Source organism: Paenibacillus sp. Soil750 (assembly GCF_001428045.1).
Lineage (GTDB): Bacteria > Bacillota > Bacilli > Paenibacillales > NBRC-103111 > Paenibacillus_E > Paenibacillus_E allorhizoplanae.
On the sequence record NZ_LMSD01000023.1, the window covers coordinates 562,188 to 577,562 of the forward strand.

Genomic DNA, 15,375 nt, shown 5'->3' on the forward strand with positions numbered 1-15,375 from the left:
GAAATGGCGTGTTTGTGGTCGAAGGGGAACGGATCATTTGAGACGAAATAGCGGCGCTACATTCCCCTTATAGTTATCAGGATGTATGATTACCGGTAGTCGTATGAACAGATGGAAGGAATTAGAAGCTGCTAGAGAGAATTAAGGAATATCACATTTTACAAAAGTGGGGTGCTCCATCTGAACGTGAATATTCCGAAGGAAATACATATCATAGGCTCAGTCGGAATCAATAAAACCACCCTTGCTAGAAATTTATCACGAAAACACAGCATACCCTACTATGAATTAGATAACGTAGTTTGGAAAAGACATAAAGGTGAAGATGATTGAGCAATATTTTAGTGAAGTCTAATAATGAGGTTTATCATGGAGGTAAATGAAAGATGAAATTACCAAAACTCATTGGTGTACTCGCTTCAACTGGTTCAATGATACTTTGGATCATATTTGCTTTGTTCAATCCATACACTCATGAGCGTGTCGACAATGACGTTTTAATAAATACATTATTTACGCTTTTTATTCCAGCTTGTGTAGCACTGCTAGGGGCCGTTATTAAAAGGCCTTCGCTTATGTTTATTGCATTTGTTTGGTCACTTCCTATAAGTCTATACACCGCAATGACCCCGAGTATGTTTAAAATTTTTGGTATTACTTCAGTTATGTACCTGATTTCGGGTATATGGATGATTAGGGAAAATAGATCTCGACATAGGTGAGAGAGATCTACGGTTAGGGGTCAATGATGATAATTTCAATTTATGAAATCCATAGGAGGACACGAAGATGATGCCAAAACATTTTCTTTCAGCAGCAGCCATTGTACTTAATGAGCGTAACGAAATTTTATTAATCAAAGGCCCTGAACGAGGTTGGGAAATGCCCGGTGGCGTGGTTGAAGAAGGCGAATCATTGATACACGCAGCGATTAGAGAAACGAAGGAAGAGAGTGGTATTGATATAGAAGTGACCAAATTTTGTGGTGTTTTCCAGAATGTCACGCAGTCTATTTGTAACACTTTGTTTTTAGGTAGACCAGTCGGAGGAGAGTTAACAACGAGTTCTGAGTCTCTCGAAGTAGGCTTTTTCCCAATTGAACAAGCATTGGAAATGGTAACTTTTCTAAATTTCAGGCAGAGAATAGCGTTTTGTTTACATGAAGAAAATCATCCATTTTGTGTGGAATTTTTAGAGGAAATGAGTTAATTTCTTGAGATTCAAAAGTGGATCATTTCAGATCGAATACTAGTATTTATTATTGAATGGAGGTAGACGGGTTAGGATTGTCAGCAATTGTACTTGATCTTGATGGAACGCTACTGAACTCGGATAAGAATTCCTGAGGAATTACGGATATTTTTTGAAGGTAATGTGCATTTTGTATTAACAGATCAAGGCAAACTCATTCAGATGATGAATAAGTCCGTATCCAAAGCCACTGGCGTAATGAAATTAATTCAGTTCTATGGCATACATATGGCTGACGTTGTGGTATTTGGCGATGATTACAATGACCTCGAAATGTTTAAGATGTCTGCGTATTCTGTTGCGATGATGAATGCGGTTGAGGAGCTAAAGGAATTAGCAAATGAAATAACAGAAACCAATGATAATGACGGCGTTGCACAAATATTAGAAAAGATGATATATAGCATTTGCTAGGGAGTGGTTAAAACGGAGAACCTGTGAACCAGATTCTCCGCGTTGCCTATCCATTATGATTGAACAGGTTGAATCGATATCTCCGCACGTGGCAAGCAGTCAGTTATTATCAACGCCAATCCTCCGCTGGTTTGAAGCGAGCTTTGTACGTTACACCCCGTGCCAACAACCATATATGGTACTCCCTCAGTTAAATTGATAAGCATGCTAAATGTCTGTTCAGCTTCCCCGGCATAGTGAAATTCCGCACGGTATTCCGTGAATTCTTTATTGAAGTGTTGTTGCAGCATCCACACGTTGAAGCCAGTAGAAACTTTACCTAATTGATAGTAGGAAGCAAACCAATTGATGACAGGGGCCGATAAACCGCCGAAATGATGCCATCCAGCGCCACGCCCTGTCTGTACGATAAAATGTTCGTAACAATTGTAGGTAGCCTCGGTCTCGCGTTTCCATAATTCTAGAGCGGTATTGGCTATGCGGAAAGCATGATCAGGGAAACCCAAGTCGAGCATTGTTTTCCAGAAAAACCACTGATGCGGCATCCAGACCGCACCGTTCCAATAACCATCCGCTCGATAATAAGGTGCACTTTGGTCAACGGTTGATAAGCCAATTGATGTCCATAAGCGTGCTTCATCAAACAGTGCGGTAATTAAACGGTTTGCACGATCGCTGTCACAGACACCGGCAACCAGCGGGTAGAGGCCGTCCATTCCCATGTTGTAATTGGCACCAGAGGGATGACGCAAATGGCCCACAGATTCGCCCTGCTGATTATGTACAACATAACCGTAGTAGCCTGCTTTTTCATCCCATGCATGGGCTTCCAACGCTTCGCTCCATAGCCGAATATCTTCTTCGTATCCCCGAATATCCATTTGCCAATCATCAGACATTGCCGCTGCCATCTTAAGTATCTTGGCGATTCGAATCGCTTGGCTCGTTGTAATGATGGGAGCAACTGTAGCTTCCAAATCGTGCTCATGCACGTATTTCTGTGGTGGATAGTCGTCCCAGCCCCCTGAGTTGTAGAAATAATCCCATGTTTTCAGTAGGCCGGTACGTAGTGTATTGGTCGTTGAACTGCTGGTTTTGCCAGCGAAGAACAAGTAATATTGCCGCAATCGCGGGTAAAAATGTTGCAGGAAGTCAGGAGATTGTCCGTGATTCCACAACTCTTGGAACACATAATGCTGCACAGGTACGGGGCTGCCGTGATGTATGAAGGCGGCTTGAGGGTCACCAGGTTCCGTCATATAAGCATTCAAGCAATCCATTGCTCGCTGAGTATCGATATCCGAGAAGCCGAGTCCGATAAACCCAGAATCCCATGTATACAGCGAATCCCACCATCGGCCAGGTGTACTGTGCCTTATATATGTTCGTTTCGTATAGACGGGATAGACGGTATTCGTTAGCAAAGTAGCACGCATGAGCTGCTGGCTGAACGCATAGCGATCACCGGATGGATAGGAAGGAGGCGGATTCAACTTGGTACGTTCAGCTTGATAGATCGACTCGCACTTCCCATAGTCAAGTGTAAAGTTGGACATATAGCCAAGCACTTCTTCGTAAGTCCCCGAGCAAACCATGCCGTGAAGTATCATGGTTGAATCCGGGAGTAAATGAATAGGACGCATAAACACATTTGTGTAATGACCCTTTCCATTACCCTGCAAAATGTCATCGACATGATTATGCACGGTATGGCGGGCAAAGCGATCCAATTCGTCATTGCTGATCTGACGAATCTGGGCATTTGAATAATTCCACAGGAGGCCATAATGACAGGGACTGTCTGGATATCGAAGAATGAGACTTCTTGGAACGGGACCTGGTAGTAATTCAGGCTTAATATGCCAAGGACGATCAATGAAAGCGACATCTTTGCATGCGCTGCGCTCAAGGAGTGCGAATCCGTCAATGATCATTGGACTAGAGCCCAAAGTGTTGTGCAAGCTAAGAGTGACCTTGCCAGCAGAAAGTTTCCCCACGGGAAGTTCTGCAACGATCAATGTGCCTGACGGCTCCAAGAGAAGACTATGTCTCACCTGTTCAAGTCCAATCTCAAGCTCCCCGCCTTGCGCCGCTTGATAGCGTAACAGAAGCACACCATCTTGTAAGGGGGTTGTGACATTTACTTCATATCGCAGCATGTCACCAACATCATCTCCGAATTGGCATCCGATTGCCGATCCGCCTGTATAATGCTGTCCACGAATCTCTCCACGTGCAAATCCGTCATAGACCAATCCATCGGATGGTCGCGGTTGGGCGAATGTCAATTCGCTGTAATCTAACGCATCCACCCACGCTACATCCTCAGGAAGCTGTGCATCCGCGTATACATGAACTTCACCATGTCCTGGAAGCCGAGGCGGCTGAAGGGAAGCCATCCAGTGCAGCACAAGATTCTGTGGATGCTCCGTGTGATTGGCCAAGGCAGCACGGATGAGACGGCTATGATCGTCAATCCGACTGAACGAAATATCAGCGTAGACACGATCCTTCCACTCCAGCTCATGGCGGTGGGAAAAGAAGCTGTAATCCGGTGTAGCTTCCCAAGGATGATAGCCGGATTCCCACAAGACACTTGGAATATCTATTTTTCTTCGATAGAACCCAGGCATAAAACTCAGATCAAATCGTAACCCTCTCGCTGGATCACTAATATGAGAGATACCCATGTATTGTTTGGTGTAAGGTCCCCAAGCAGGGAGTCTAAGGTCATGATCAGTGGTGAGGTTGTCAAATTCGTGCATGAAGTATCGCTCCTTTAACAGATGTCATATTCTCTTTATTTTAAAATAAATGAAGTCGAAAAGCCTCTTGATAGCGGATCAATTTATCTTGAATACGGACATTCGTGATATGATAGCAGGAGTATATGAAAGAAAGGACAATAACAAAATGGCCGTAAATTTGACCGCTTACGATAACGAACAAGTCGATTATGCAGACCCGAATTTCCGGATTAAAATATGGACTAATTGTCATCCAATTCAAGCGACCATTCAATATGGTCCCTGGCACTACCATGAGGAAGTGGAGTGGATCACGGTTCTGAAGGGGACGATGACCATTGAGACGACACAGCAAACATACATGTTGCAAGCCGGCGATGTGGTGATGTTAGGCTCGAACGAGCTTCATCGATCTCACAAATACGGACAATCTCCTCTGATATATTGTTTGCCATGTCGATATGTCCGCTTTCATGGACCCATCGTTGCTATCCTATCTGGCCGCATTTACTGGTAGATCAGCCAATTTAACACGGTTGAGTGACGCGTTGAGGAAATATCCGTTAAGCATTCAACTCATTCATGAGCTCCTTATTCAGATGCTTCGAGAAATAACGGATAAAGGGAGAGGTTACGAGCTTGCCGTAAATGCTAGTTTGAAAAAGCTCCTATACACACTGATTCAAATTGACGATGAGCAAATTATTGAACCGATGGATCATCAACTAGCCCTCAAATTGCGCCCAGCGTTAGCCTATATTGAGCAGCTGTTAGAATCGCCTTGCCAGATCACAGATATTAGCTCTAAGTTGAACTACAATAGCAGTTATTTTGCCAAGCTGTTTAAGAAAGGAATGGGGATGACGTTTACGTCCTATGTGCAAATGCGTAGAATGAAACGAGCGGAACAACTCCTGTTGACAGAGACATGGTCGGTAACAGAAATAAGCGGTAGAGTCGGGTTTACAAGCCCTGCCCAGTTTTATCAGTTGTTTAAAAGGCATTTCGGCTGCAGCCCGAGACAGTTTGTTGAGAGAAGGAATCTCCAAAAAATGTGAATAATCCATTTCGATATATTACGGCCCCCAACACGGCAACGTGGTGGGGGCTATTTGACGCATTCTTTATGCGAATTTCCAGAGATTAAATTATTACAAAATTAATTTAAATTAATACATTTTATTAAAAATTCTGGCGAGTATAATTTTTTACATGAGATATCCTGATTTGTAGCGCAAATTGCTGGAGAAAACAACTTTGTAGTGGGAGGGATGATATCGTTGAAAGCGGTTTTAGGAAAGTATCAGGACAACATGAATCTAAGAAGAAAGAACAGTATCGTATATTATTTAAAAAGAGATTTTCTACTATATTTGCTCTTACTATTACCAATGGCTTACTTATTCATTTTTAAATATGCGCCAATATACGGTGTAGTGATGGCATTTCAGGATTATAACATTTTCGGAGGAATTAGCGGGAGCGAATGGGTTGGGCTTGACGTATTCAAATTCATTTTTGAACAAAGTAGTTTTTACCGTGCGCTTAAAAACACACTTGTTTTAAACTTTCTGGATTTAGTAGCAGGTTTCCCGGCACCCATTATACTGGCTATTTTGTTGAATGAAATTCGGCATGTCAGATTTAAAAAAGTGACTCAAACCATTCTATATTTACCGCACTTTTTATCCTGGGTCATTATTGGCGGTATGGTCTACCTGATGTTTTCTTCCGGAGGCATGGCGAATAGCGTCTTATCTAGCCTTGGTATTGGTCACATGGAGTTTCTTTCACAAAAAAACAACTGGCTAATCATGTATCTAGCGGTTGGGGTGTGGCAAAGTGCAGGATGGGGTACAATCATCTACTTAGCATCCATCATTGGCATCAATAAGGAGTTATATGAGGCTGCAGATATGGATGGGTGCAGCAGGCTTCGTAAAATATGGCATATTACTTTGCCTGGCATAAAACCGACCATTATTATTTTACTTATTTTGCAAATTGGAAGGATGCTCTCGATTGGGTTTGATCGACCCTTTGTCATGGGGAATTCTTTGGTAAGTGAATACTCCGATGTTATCAGTACATTTGTATATCGAATAGGAATTGGGTCTGGGGATTTCTCGCAAGCAACAGCAGTTGGATTGTTTCAATCGGTTGTAGGGTTAGTGTTTTTAGTGACAGCGAATTTTATTGCCAAAAAAATTGGTGAGCAGGGAATTTGGTAGGGAGTGTGAGTGTGTTGAGCAAGAAGATGAGATTTAATTTCGTTGATATGGCTATTATCGTATTCATTATAGGTGTATCTATTACATGCCTTGTTCCATTTCTATATATGATTGCGCTTTCTCTGAGTTCCAATAGTGCCATTGTTTCACAGAAGGTAACACTTTGGCCGGTAGAATTCACACTTGAGACCTATAAAACGATCTTAAGTGATGTAGAAATGATCTATACGCTGGGGTATTCCATTGTGCTTACCATTGTATATACACTCATTTGTATGTTTTTAACGATATGTGCTGCGTATCCGCTTACAAAAAAGAGATTGAAGGGAAGAAGCTTTTTTCTATCGATTTTGGTCATTACCATGTACTTCAGCGGTGGATTAATTCCAAGTTATTTGTTGGTGAAAAATTTAGGAATGATGAATTCCATATGGAGCTTACTATTGCCTGGTGCGATGAGTGTGTTCAATTTGATTATTCTAAAAACATTTTTCTCATCACTTCCAGAAAGTTTGGAAGAATCGGCCTCTATAGATGGTTGTAACGAACTAGGGATACTCTTTCGAATTGTTCTTCCGCTTTCTTTGCCGTCGATCGCAACTTTAAGCCTCTTCTACGCGGTAGACAGATGGAATGGATTCCAGGATGCTCTCTTTTACATAACCGATAAGAATTTGTATCCCATGCAATTAAAGCTATACCAAATCATTACGGCAAATCAACAGTTAGATACCCAGCAAGGTGAAGGTAGTGTTGGTGCTTATATTGTTCCGGAATCCTTGAAAGCTGCAAGTGTCATGTTTGCTACAGTTCCTATCTTAGTGGTGTACCCTAAACTTCAAAAATATTTTGTTGAAGGTGTCATGACGGGGGCCATTAAAGGTTGAGAAATAGGTTGCTCAAGCAAGTTATTTTTTGAAAAGCATGAAAGGTGGTGATTCAGTTACCGATCAGCTACGATTAGATCATTATGTGAACGAAACTCGAAATAATTATAAGATAAAGGTGAGGTTGAACAATGAAAATACAAAAAATGTTGGTTATATTACCAGTATTAACACTCCTAACAAGTGCATTGGCCGGATGTAGCAGCGATACTAAAAATGAAAGCAAAGCAACGTCAGCGGCGACTACATCAGAAGCCCCATCTGCTAAGCCTTCAGGTCCACCGACTACACTAACGGTTGAAATATTTGATAGAGGCATTCAGGGGCAGCCTGATCTAAACAATAATACGTGGACAAGGTATATTAATGATAATTTTGGCAAGCAAAATAATGCTATTGTTAAATTTATACCAGTTCCTAGGAACCAGGAAATTGATAAGCTCAATGTATTGATGGCAGCCAATGAGGCACCAGATATTTCGTTTACCTATGACAGTCCGACCGTCTCAAGATACGCTAAGGTGAATGGTATTCTTCAATTGGATGATTTGTTGGCTAAGCAGGGTAAGGAACTAACGAATTATCTAGGTAAGACGGTTCTTTCTTATGGACTCTTTAATGGGAAACAGATGGCGATCCCTGCTAAAAGAACTTCACTGGCATGGGGTGGTATGTTTATTAGAAAGGATTGGCTAGATAAATTAGGGATGCCGATTCCTACTACGAGGGATGAGTTATATAATACGCTAATTGCGTTCCGAGATAAAAATCCAGGCGGCGTGAATGGTGTGATTCCATGGGGATTGGCAGCAACAGGTTTTAATTACAACACTGGAAATCTAAGTGAATCTTACTGGGGGAAACAATCAGAGGAAGAATTCGTTACAGCTCCGAACTGGTTAAAACCTGGAAATAAGGATGCACTTAAGTTTCTTAACAAGCTCTACAATGAAAAATTAATTAGCCCTGATTTTGCGTTAGACAAAACAGCCAAGCAAGCGGATGCAGATGTTACGAACGGTAAAGTCGGATTCTTCAGTGCAAACTGGGATTATCCATTACGTCAAAATATCAGTGTACCTTTAAAAACAAATGTGCCTAGCGCAAACTTTGTACCTATTGATGTTTTCAAGAATTATGAAGGGAAATATAAGAAAATTGCGTACAATGAAAATGGCGTGAATGTGTTTATCCCTAAGAGCAGTAAAAATGCAGAATTGGCTATTAAATATCTAAACTGGATGTCCGACCCCAAAGTATTATTCTTTCTGCAATACGGTCAAGAAGGGGTTAATCATAAGATGGTAGATGGTATTCCACAGGTTATCAATCAAACAGGTGACAATATGCAAACCAGCTATCTAAATCTAGATCTTACATTGATTGTAAATGGTGTGGAGCTTGGTGATCAGCAGAAGAATATCAAAGCATTAGCTGCATCGGCTCCGGGACTCGAAGCTGTTGCAGAACAATCCTACAAAATAAATACGACGGACACGTACACGGGTTACTTCTTTGATACACCAAGTGAATCCAATATTAAGTTTGGCAAAACGCTTGGGGATATGAACAAACAAATGACGGATAAGCTAATCGTCTGTAAGCCAGCAGAATTCGATAGTTTGTACGATAAGCTCGTTGCAGAATATATGGCAGCAGGCGGGCAGGCCGTTATGGATGAGAATGTGAAGATCTACAAGGCTATGCAAACAACTAAGAAATAATAAATTTGCTTTATAGCGTACAAAGCCTATGGACATAACGGCGTTATATCCATAGGCTCTTATTATGGAACGTCTACAGTTGTCAACTTGTTATCTCGCTACCAAAGAGTTAAAATTTTATAACGATCAAATAAGCTGACACAGGGGGTACTTATGAATCGTGTTATTATTGTAGATGACGAACCATGGGCGATAAAAGGAATACGGAACGCATTTAACTGGACGAAATACGGGTTTGAAATTACTGGCCAATTTACCAGTGTCCATAAAGCATTTGATTTTATTTGTGAGGATCGTCCTGATCTGGTTTTTACAGACATAAGAATGCCTGAGATTTCTGGCCTTGATCTTATGAAAAAGACCAAAGACATGGGATTGGATGTTGAATTTGTTGTTGTAAGCGGTTTCGCTGAGTTTGCTTATGCGCAGGAAGCCCTAAGGTATGGTGCGCTGGATTATTGCCTAAAACCTTTAGATATTGAGATGGCAGATCCATTAATAGAGAAACTGGCGTTGCACTTTTCTACGAAGAGAGGTATAAAAAATAACCAGATCTTAGAGGCGCTAACCTCATCGGATAAAAGTGAATTGAATCGTTTAACTCAGTTATTTGATCATTCAACGGACTACTACTTCCGTGTAATTATCATGTATTCAAATGGTGAGAAAAAGCATGATCATGACATAAGTGCTTTCAATTTTAAACCTACATTGACAGTTGATTTGGGATCAAGAAAGACGCTATATATTCTCAAAAGTGAGAATAGAATGGATTTGGATGTTCGTTTTGATTCAGCTGTTTTCAGTGATTTAGATATAAAAGCGGTAGGAATCAGTAGCATTTCGAATCAATATGATCATATGACAAAGCTTATTAAAGAAGCAGATATCGCTGCGTCAACCGTATTTATAAATGAAGCCAATGGTATCTTTGAGTATGAACAAAAGCTTAATTTGGCTAAACCGTATATAGATGGTATTTGTTCTATTATTCAAGAGAAAAAGTTTGAAGAAATGAATGACATCATGGATAGACTCATGGTTTTCTTTCATCAACATCATTTAGGGATGGGAGAGGTGGTTTATTTATGGAATCAACTGGTGAGTAGCTTAGTGGGCAGCTATTACGAAGAGCTGCAATATATGGAACTTGATTTCCTGAATTACTCTGAACTGAAGGAGCGTTTTGAAACTTTTGAGTCATTGTGCAGTTTTTTAACTGACATTATGACGTACGTAAAGCAACTGAACCATCAATCTGCGAATGAAGGGGATAAAAACTTCTATTTTGCCCAAATGGTGAAATACATTGACACTCATTTTCAGAGTGAACTGTACCTCAAAGATTTATCTGCGAAGTTTCTAATCAATCAAGTCTATTGTTGCCAACTATTCAAGAAGAATTTGGGTAAAACCTTTTCAGAATATGTCACTGATTTGAGGATTAAGAAAGCTTGTGAGCTTTTGAAACATACCGAATTGTCAATTGATGAAATTGCAGCAAAAGTAGGTTATATGGATTACTATTATTTCAACAAAGTATTTAAGAAACAAAGTGGGATTACGCCTACGAAGTTCAGAAAGAGTTGAGGGTCGGGGTGAGGAATTTGCAGATTAGTAGACTGAAACTAAAGCATCAGATCTTACTGATATTTTTATTTTCGGTTATCATTTTCTCAATTATGGAGTTTTATTCCTATTATAGTTTCTATAATCTGACGCAGAACAGAGCTGCGAATTATGGGAATAAGATCATTGAACAAACAAGCCAAAAGATAAATTCCGTTTTTAACGATATAAAAGTTAGTACCAAAATAGCTGTTGATAATAAAAAGATACAAGAATTTACGATCGCTGATGATGATTATAAGCGGAGTTTTGATATAGGTACCTATGTAATTGAACTTATGGAATATATGAGATCCTTTAATTCCTATGTGAATGGCATTGTTATTAATGATAATCAAGGACGACGAGTCCATAGTACTGGAAACGGTGATATTTTTTATTCGAAAAAATACGAAGAATTTATTAGTAGCTATAAAAATGATGGGGATTCAGTTGAAACAGGACAGTTTACAAACCTTCTAAAAGACGAAAAAACAGGAAACGATTATTTCTTTTATATAGCACCCATTATTGAATCGATTGGCGGGGTTCAATTCTCTCAGAGGACAGGCTATTGTTCTATTATGGTGAACACGGAAAAGTTGAAAGAACTGGTTGAGAATACGGAATTAACGCCTAACTCAACGTTATACATTTTAAACAGCCAAAATGAGGTTATTGTATCCAATAATGCAAATTTCCGCGGTATTTTGTACGAGGATATCCTTTCTGTAGATCGGAACCGTTTAACTAATGGGGTAAAAACGACAATTAATGATGAAGAGGTAATCGTCCAGGAAAAAGATTTGGAACAGGCTGATGGCTGGCGTATTGTAAGTATTATTCCGGTGCAAGAGTTGACAACTGATATGTATGCTATTAAAAACATTAGCATTATAGCTGGCATTGGTATCATTCTGAGTATGATTATTCTGGGTTATTTCTTCTTAAATAACCTGACACGACCTGTTATGGGTCTTATAGCAGATATGAAGAAAATTGGTAAAAGAGATGTAGGGTTTAGAGTGAAGGTGCGTTCAACCAATGAAGTCGGCGTGTTGGCTTATGATATCAATAGCATGATTGACAAAATGGAAGAGATGACAAGCAATATATTCCACACACAGGCAAGATTATATGAGTCTGAGCTCAGCAAAAAACAGGCTGAATTCTCAGCCTTACAAAGTCAAATAAATCCGCATTTCCTTTATAATACATTGAATTGTATAAGCAGTATCGGGCTTGAATATGGCAGCAAGGAAATAGCGATGATCACTTCATCGATGTCAAAGATTTTTCGATATAGTATTAAAAAAGACGATCTTGTGATGATCAGTGAAGAAATTCAATGCATCCAGGCCTATCTGAAAATTATTTCAATTCGGTATGAAAACAAGTTTGATATGGAAATAGATGTGGATGAAAAGATTCTGGAAATGAAAACGCCTAAAATGATCTTGCAGCCTATTGTTGAAAATTCAGTCTATCATGGACTTGAAAGTATGGACGCCGGAGGACATCTTCGTGTGAGCGGACAGATAGATGCGAGTGGCGATGTCTGTTTTCAAATATCGGATTCTGGAAAAGGCATAGGTAAAGATCAGCTCGAAAGCATGAAAGCGAAGCTGAATATGGCCTATTCGGAGAGAGTGGAAAACAGCTTTGTTGGGAATAGTATCGGGATTTCCAATATAAATAACAGGATACAGCTGCTGTTTGGAGAAGGTTATGGGGTAGGGATCGAAAGTGAGATTGGTTACGGAACCACGGTGATCGTTAAGATTCCGTGTATGTGAGGGACTTGCACATATTAAAATTGCACCTTCACTTACGAACGTGTATTCGGTATTATTGGAATAGGGTAATATTTCATAATGAAATGGGAGATTCCAATATGAGTAGCTTGGGTACAAGTACGATTCTTCGATATAAAGAATTTACAAACTGGACAGATACGTTACGCGAAGTCCCCGAGAGTATGTGGTTACAGCCTATTGCTGAAGGAAAAGCATCCATAGGAGAAATCGTATCGCATCTTCAAAACTGGGATTCTTACTTAATCTCGACGATTATCCCAGCAATTACAAATGGTGAAGGTATGATGTTTCCGGATTTCGATTCGTTCAACAGATTAGCTTATGAATATGCCAGATCGGGGATTTCCATAGACCGCTTGCTCGAGGAATTCAAGCAGACGCGTCTTAAGCTGGTTGACATTTTGTTAGCAGAGACCGAAATTGTTGCTAAACATGTTACCGTGAATGGCATTGAAAATTGCCCACACACCGGCACACCTTATTCATTGTTGTACATCATTCACGAATTTAACGATCATGACAATCATCATAAAAATCAAATATTAATGGTGATATAGCCTCTTCCCGCGTACAAAGCGATAATACAAGTACATCTGAACTAATTTCCACTTTCTGGCGTCTTTATGATGCTTGAATGTTGTGAAACTGATACGTGGAGTGATTTATCATGCCTTGGCCAATGGTACATTTTAGCATTGCGGAAAAATGTTTTGATCATGATCCATCGCCAGAATTTTTGCTTGGGAGTATCGCACCTGATGCCATTCATATGAGAGCGAATACGACTAGGAAAGATAAAGGTAGAACTCATTTGTGTGAGGATAACGGCACGATGCCCAATCTTCAAACCTTCTCTGATTTTTGTAAACGACATATAACGCACAATGACCATGATAATGATCAATTTATACTTGGATATGTCTCACATCTGTATGCTGATTTAAAATGGACGGAGACCGTTTGGAATGATTATGTCGATAAAATGAAACCTGTGATAGACGGACAAAATGAATCTATTAAAAGTCGATACAATATAGAGGTTTGTCAAATTGATTATAATTTGTATAGGAATGAAGCTTGGTCAAATAAGATTTTCGATTCTTTGCTAAAAGCTAGAGAATATTCAGTTCCTGACCTACTCACTATCAAAGAAATTACGCAGTATCGTGCACACATCATGCAGAATCTTAGAAATGAAGAAAAAGAACCTTGTATTGTACCCATTTATATCACGGATGACATTGTGAAGTTGTTTATTAATGACACCGTAGATGAGCTGAAAAGTCTAATAAAAACTTGGAAGAATGGTTAGCAAATAACAATCCGCGGCGCTGAATATGTGAACGGAATTACTATCCGTAAGACAATCGGTTATAATTGTTTAGGTAGCAATTGTTTAATCTGAAAGGAGTACAAGAATGGAATTTTTGTTATTAAAGAAAGACGTGACACAGCAGTACTGCCGAAAAATTTTGATGCCCGAAGGCGCAACCGAAATCTTGATGAATATCGTAGATCAAATAAATAATGATCCAAAACTTTTGGATATTTACATGGAATTTTATAAGAAAAATATTGAAAGTGGCTATTGGACGACTGTTTGGGAACCGCTAGCTATAGATACTTATGTGGAAGAAGTGCTCGGAAATTCGGCTTCCCTGTTTTATCTGCATGCAGCATTGCAAAGATTGCCTCTTGCCGAAAAGACGTATGCTGAAAGAGGACTGAGTGAAGAGTTATTTGTAGAAACCTTAAGGGATATCGGTGTATGGGTTCAAAATGCCTACAATCTAGTCGGATATTATGCCATTAGAAATTTCAGTTGGATTTGGAGGCATCTTGAGGCTAGAATGTTTCGGATTGGTGGTATGCAATTTATTGCAACGAATTTTTCTGGGATCGTTAAAGGCTTTTACAATGCGAAAGAAGATTGTTTATTGCTTCTATGCAGTGCAGGCATGGAGCTAAGAGCAAATGGTGATAAGCAAGGTGTTTGCAATAAAGAGAAGACAACCGATGGATTTGTGACGGAATATGAGGAAACAGAAGATTATTTCATTGGAAATCCAATTACCCCTGATGGCAAAGGTTTAAACGAACCCGTGAAGCTTAAGCGGGATGAATGGGAAAAAGTATTAGACAAAGATGATACGATGCTTGAGATTCATATCCCGAGAGATACGGCTTTTGATATGGAACAAATCAAAGACACCTACGTACAAGCCAAGGAATTTTATGCTACTTATTTTCCGGAAGTCCAATATAAAGGTATGGCATGCCATACATGGCTTTTTACGCCACAACTTAGGGAAATGTTACCGCCTACAAGCAATATCGTCAGATTCCAAGAGCAGTTCTATCTCTATCCGACGGCGGGTTCGGTGCGTTTTTTATGGAATTTTGTATTCAATGAATTGACCGAAGTAAAGGATGCGAAACCGGATACATCGTTAAGGAGAAAGGTCCTTGCTTATTTAGATGAAGATAAAGAGATATTTGATATGAATGGCGTATTTCTTGATATATGTGGTGATTTCGGAACGGTTACTTATCAAAAGGAAGATAAATAGGGACGCTATCGAGAATCGATTGTGGAGGAGCTTGCCGCGGGGCATTGCTCCTTTTTGTTGTTCGCCAGGCGATACTAACTACTTTGTGCTCCCAGCAAATAGATGGATTTTCTGTAGTTAATTTTT

14 protein-coding genes and 1 pseudogene are annotated in these 15,375 nt (G+C 39.9%); 14 read left to right on the plus strand and 1 reads right to left on the minus strand.

All coding sequences use genetic code 11. The annotated features are described in order from the left end of the window. Window positions 1–180 precede the first annotated feature (180 nt). The 4 genes and pseudogenes from ASL11_RS37620 to ASL11_RS22330 all read left to right on the plus strand — a co-directional run. Window positions 181–327: pseudogene (locus tag ASL11_RS37620) on the plus strand (DNA topology modulation protein FlaR); the annotation flags it as partial. Between the two features lie 59 nt (window positions 328–386). After that, window positions 387–722, plus strand: coding sequence for a hypothetical protein (locus tag ASL11_RS22320; RefSeq protein ID WP_056619892.1), 336 nt, complete (start codon window positions 387–389; stop codon window positions 720–722). A 67-nt stretch (window positions 723–789) separates the two neighbouring features. Further along, window positions 790–1,209 (plus strand): NUDIX hydrolase, encoded by a 420-nt coding sequence (locus tag ASL11_RS22325; RefSeq protein WP_056619895.1) that lies wholly within the window; start codon window positions 790–792, stop codon window positions 1,207–1,209. A gap of 165 nt (window positions 1,210–1,374) precedes the next feature. Next, the gene (locus ASL11_RS22330; RefSeq protein ID WP_056619898.1) at window positions 1,375–1,665 is read left to right on the plus strand and encodes an HAD family hydrolase; all 291 of its coding nucleotides are present in this window, start codon (window positions 1,375–1,377) and stop codon (window positions 1,663–1,665) included. Window positions 1,666–1,718: 53 nt separating this feature from the next. Here ASL11_RS22330 and ASL11_RS22335 read toward each other — a convergent pair whose 3' ends face one another. Continuing rightward, window positions 1,719–4,430 carry an MGH1-like glycoside hydrolase domain-containing protein gene (locus tag ASL11_RS22335; protein ID WP_056619901.1) on the minus strand — a complete coding sequence of 904 codons (2,712 nt, stop codon included), beginning with the start codon at window positions 4,428–4,430 and terminating at the stop codon, window positions 1,719–1,721. 148 nt (window positions 4,431–4,578) lie between these two features. Between ASL11_RS22335 and ASL11_RS22340 the strand changes: the two genes are divergently transcribed. From ASL11_RS22340 to ASL11_RS22385, 10 genes are all read left to right on the plus strand, one after another. Continuing rightward, window positions 4,579–4,929, plus strand: a complete 351-nt coding sequence (locus tag ASL11_RS22340; RefSeq protein WP_162261666.1) for a cupin domain-containing protein — start codon at window positions 4,579–4,581, stop codon at window positions 4,927–4,929. Next, window positions 4,886–5,470, plus strand: coding sequence for an AraC family transcriptional regulator (locus tag ASL11_RS22345; RefSeq protein WP_162261667.1), 585 nt, complete (start codon window positions 4,886–4,888; stop codon window positions 5,468–5,470). The genes ASL11_RS22340 and ASL11_RS22345 overlap by 44 nt, the downstream gene beginning before the upstream one ends. A gap of 255 nt (window positions 5,471–5,725) precedes the next feature. Continuing rightward, entirely contained in the window at window positions 5,726–6,643 is a 918-nt protein-coding gene (locus ASL11_RS22350; protein ID WP_056620251.1) for an ABC transporter permease, read from the plus strand. A gap of 26 nt (window positions 6,644–6,669) precedes the next feature. Continuing rightward, window positions 6,670–7,530: a carbohydrate ABC transporter permease gene (locus ASL11_RS22355; protein ID WP_056620253.1), complete on the plus strand. Its 861-nt coding sequence runs from the start codon at window positions 6,670–6,672 to the stop codon at window positions 7,528–7,530. A gap of 131 nt (window positions 7,531–7,661) precedes the next feature. Continuing rightward, on the plus strand, window positions 7,662–9,254 hold the full coding sequence (locus tag ASL11_RS22360; protein WP_056619909.1) for an extracellular solute-binding protein: 1,593 nt from the start codon (window positions 7,662–7,664) through the stop codon (window positions 9,252–9,254). A 153-nt stretch (window positions 9,255–9,407) separates the two neighbouring features. Beyond that, window positions 9,408–10,844, plus strand: coding sequence for a response regulator transcription factor (locus ASL11_RS22365; protein ID WP_056619912.1), 1,437 nt, complete (start codon window positions 9,408–9,410; stop codon window positions 10,842–10,844). Window positions 10,845–10,861: 17 nt separating this feature from the next. After that, complete coding sequence (locus ASL11_RS22370; protein ID WP_056620255.1) at window positions 10,862–12,658, plus strand: sensor histidine kinase; 1,797 nt, start codon at window positions 10,862–10,864, stop codon at window positions 12,656–12,658. A gap of 98 nt (window positions 12,659–12,756) precedes the next feature. Next, window positions 12,757–13,236: a DinB family protein gene (locus tag ASL11_RS22375; protein WP_056619914.1), complete on the plus strand. Its 480-nt coding sequence runs from the start codon at window positions 12,757–12,759 to the stop codon at window positions 13,234–13,236. Between the two features lie 110 nt (window positions 13,237–13,346). Then, on the plus strand, window positions 13,347–13,991 hold the full coding sequence (locus ASL11_RS22380; RefSeq protein WP_056619915.1) for a zinc dependent phospholipase C family protein: 645 nt from the start codon (window positions 13,347–13,349) through the stop codon (window positions 13,989–13,991). Between the two features lie 106 nt (window positions 13,992–14,097). Continuing rightward, window positions 14,098–15,249 carry an acyltransferase domain-containing protein gene (locus ASL11_RS22385; protein WP_056619918.1) on the plus strand — a complete coding sequence of 384 codons (1,152 nt, stop codon included), beginning with the start codon at window positions 14,098–14,100 and terminating at the stop codon, window positions 15,247–15,249. Window positions 15,250–15,375 lie beyond the last annotated feature (126 nt).

What these genes read in the sequence shown, in the direction of transcription:
- ASL11_RS22320 (WP_056619892.1), top strand. Translation starts at nt 387, where the DNA reads ATGAAATTACCAAAACTCATTGGTGTACTCGCTTCAACTGGTTCAATG.
- ASL11_RS22325 (WP_056619895.1), top strand. Translation starts at nt 790, where the DNA reads ATGATGCCAAAACATTTTCTTTCAGCAGCAGCCATTGTACTTAATGAG.
- ASL11_RS22335 (WP_056619901.1), bottom strand. Translation starts at nt 4,430, where the DNA reads ATGCACGAATTTGACAACCTCACCACTGATCATGACCTTAGACTCCCT.
- ASL11_RS22340 (WP_162261666.1), top strand. Translation starts at nt 4,579, where the DNA reads ATGGCCGTAAATTTGACCGCTTACGATAACGAACAAGTCGATTATGCA.
- ASL11_RS22345 (WP_162261667.1), top strand. Translation starts at nt 4,886, where the DNA reads ATGGACCCATCGTTGCTATCCTATCTGGCCGCATTTACTGGTAGATCA.
- ASL11_RS22350 (WP_056620251.1), top strand. Translation starts at nt 5,726, where the DNA reads ATGAATCTAAGAAGAAAGAACAGTATCGTATATTATTTAAAAAGAGAT.
- ASL11_RS22355 (WP_056620253.1), top strand. Translation starts at nt 6,670, where the DNA reads ATGAGATTTAATTTCGTTGATATGGCTATTATCGTATTCATTATAGGT.
- ASL11_RS22360 (WP_056619909.1), top strand. Translation starts at nt 7,662, where the DNA reads ATGAAAATACAAAAAATGTTGGTTATATTACCAGTATTAACACTCCTA.
- ASL11_RS22365 (WP_056619912.1), top strand. Translation starts at nt 9,408, where the DNA reads ATGAATCGTGTTATTATTGTAGATGACGAACCATGGGCGATAAAAGGA.
- ASL11_RS22375 (WP_056619914.1), top strand. Translation starts at nt 12,757, where the DNA reads ATGAGTAGCTTGGGTACAAGTACGATTCTTCGATATAAAGAATTTACA.
- ASL11_RS22380 (WP_056619915.1), top strand. Translation starts at nt 13,347, where the DNA reads ATGCCTTGGCCAATGGTACATTTTAGCATTGCGGAAAAATGTTTTGAT.
- ASL11_RS22385 (WP_056619918.1), top strand. Translation starts at nt 14,098, where the DNA reads ATGGAATTTTTGTTATTAAAGAAAGACGTGACACAGCAGTACTGCCGA.